The following is a 2,551-nucleotide window of genomic DNA, read 5'->3' on the forward strand; positions in this document are numbered from 1 at the left end:
GATGAAGCCGCCGGTGGTGCGGTTGCGGCGGTATTCGTCGGCGAGGAGGGGGATGGTGGTGCGGAGGCGGACGCGGCCGATGTCGTTGAGTGTCAGGTCGGTGGCGGTTTCGTCGCGGTGCAGGGTGTTGATGTCGAGGCGGTAGTTCAACGCGCGGATGATGGTGCGGGCGGTGCGGGTGGTGTGTTTGATGGCGTACTTGCCGCCGACGCGTAGGGGTTGGGTTTCGTCCATCCAGCAGAGCATCGCGTCGATGTCCTGGGTGGGGGTGGGGGCGTTGTGCGGCCGGCAGATGAGGTCGCCTCGGGAGATGTCGATCTCGTCGGTGAGGCGGACGGTCACCGACATCGGCGGGTACGCCTCGCTCACCGGCCCGTCGGCGGTCTCCACGGCGCTGATGGTGGAGGTGAACCCCGAGGGCAGGACCATGACCTCGTCACCGGGTTTGAGGACCCCGGAGGCGACCTGCCCGGCATAACCCCGGTAGTCGGTGACGGTGGTGGACTGCGGCCGGATGACGTACTGGACGGGGAAGCGGACGTCGACGAGGTTACGGTCGGAGGCGATGTGCACGTGTTCGAGGTGGTGGAGCAGGGCGGGGCCTTCGTACCAGGGCATGTTCGCCGACCGGGAGGCGATGTTGTCCCCGGTCAGGGCGGAGACGGGGATGATGGTGAGGTCGGTGATGTCGAGTTTCGCGGCGAACGCGGTGAACTCGTCGGCGATGGCCTCGAAGGTCTGCTGGTCGTAGTCGACCAGGTCCATCTTGTTCACGCAGAGGACGAGGTGCGGCACCCGCAACAACGAGCAGAGGAACGCGTGCCGCCGCGACTGCTCCACCAGGCCCTTACGGGCGTCGACCAGGATCAACGCGAGGTCGGCGGTGGACGCGCCGGTGACCATGTTCCGGGTGTACTGGATGTGCCCGGGGGTGTCGGCGATGATGAACTTCCGCCGAGGCGTCGCAAAATACCGGTAGGCGACGTCGATGGTGATGCCCTGTTCCCGTTCCGCCCGTAGCCCGTCGGTCAACAACGCCAGGTTCGTGTACTCGTCACCCCGCGCCGCCGACACCGCCTCGACGGCTTCGAGCTGGTCGGTGAACAGCGACTTCGTGTCATAGAGCAGCCGACCGATCAGGGTCGACTTACCGTCGTCGACACTCCCGGCGGTGGCGAACCGCAACAGGTCCATCGGCCGCCCGGTTGCGGGCGTCGCCTCGGCGGGAATCGTGTCGGTGCTCATCAGAAGTAGCCCTCTCGCTTCCGGTCCTCCATCGCCGCCTCACTGACCCGGTCGTCACCCCGGGTCGCACCCCGCTCGGTGATCCTCGTCGCCGCGACCTCGGCGATCACCGCCTCGACGTCGGCCGCGTCCGACCGCACCGCCGCCGTGCAGGAGGCGTCCCCGACCGTCCGGTAGCGGACCCGCTCGGTGAACGGCGTCTCACCGGCACGCGGCCGGATGAACTCGTTCACCGCGTACAACATGCCGTCGCGTTCGATCACCTCACGGTCGTGGGCGAAGTAGATCGACGGCAACGGGATCTCCTCCCGACCGATGTAGTGCCACACATCCAACTCGGTCCAGTTCGACAACGGGAACACCCGGATCGACTCACCCGGATGATGCCGACCGTTGTACAACGACCACAACTCCGGCCGCTGGTTCTTCGGATCCCACTGCCCGAACTCGTCCCGAAAGCTGAACACCCGCTCCTTCGCCCGCGCCTTCTCCTCGTCCCGCCGCGCCCCACCGAACAACGCGTCGAACCGGTGCTTCTCCACCGCCTCCAACAACACCGGCGTCTGCAACCGGTTCCGCATCCCGTCCGCCGACTCCCGCACCAGACCCGACACCAGGGCCTCCGGCACCGACGCCACCACCAGATGCAACCCCAACCCCGCCACCCGCGCGTCCCGATACTCCAGAACCTCGACGAAGTTGTGCCCGGTATCCACATGCATCACCGGAAACGGCACCGAACCCGGCGCGAACGCCTTCTGCGCCAACCGCAACATCACGATCGAGTCCTTACCACCGGAGAACAACAACACCGGCCGCGCCATCTCCGCCACCACCTCCCGCATCACGAAGATGCTCTCCGCCTCCAAGGCGTCGAGGTGAGAGACCTGGTAGGCCGAGGGTGAGGTCATGACCCGACCTCGCTTCGAGGGGTGCCGCGCATGGATTCCAGACCTTTCCGGTCGGACAGGTGAAGAAGACTCAGGCTACGGAATGCCTCTGCAACGCTGCAAGCAACCGGTTGGCCAGATCCTTGCGACAGACCAGCAGGTCAGGCAGGCGAGGATCCGTCTCGTTGTATTTCAGCGCAGAACCGTCGATCCGGGAAGCGTGCAGCCCGGTGGCCGTCGCCACAGCCACCGGGGCGGCCGAGTCCCACTCGTACTGACCCCCGGCGTGGATGTAGGCGTCCACCTCACCGGTCACCACCGCCGCGATCTTCGCCCCCGCCGACCCCATCGGCACCAACTGCGCCCCGACCTCCTCGGCCAGATCGGTCAGGAACACCGGCGGGCGACTCCGACTC

The 2,551-nt window shown here is 66.7% G+C and carries 3 protein-coding genes; all 3 read right to left on the reverse strand.

What is annotated here, in order from left to right; genetic code table 11:
- Nucleotides 1-1,245 (reverse strand): sulfate adenylyltransferase subunit 1 (locus ABT336_RS27175; protein ID WP_350900418.1); only part of this gene is annotated, 1,245 nt, incomplete at its 3' end.
- Nucleotides 1,245-2,156, reverse strand: coding sequence for a sulfate adenylyltransferase subunit CysD (cysD, locus tag ABT336_RS27180; RefSeq protein ID WP_350900420.1), 912 nt, complete (start codon nt 2,154-2,156; stop codon nt 1,245-1,247). The genes ABT336_RS27175 and cysD, both read right to left, overlap by 1 nt.
- 70 nt (nt 2,157-2,226) lie before the next feature.
- Nucleotides 2,227-2,551: inositol monophosphatase family protein (locus ABT336_RS27185; protein WP_350900422.1), on the reverse strand; the 325-nt coding region annotated here is incomplete at its 5' end.

The sequence above is a fragment of the Micromonospora sp. NPDC000207 genome (assembly GCF_040300925.1).
Classification (GTDB): Bacteria; Actinomycetota; Actinomycetes; order Mycobacteriales; family Micromonosporaceae; genus Micromonospora.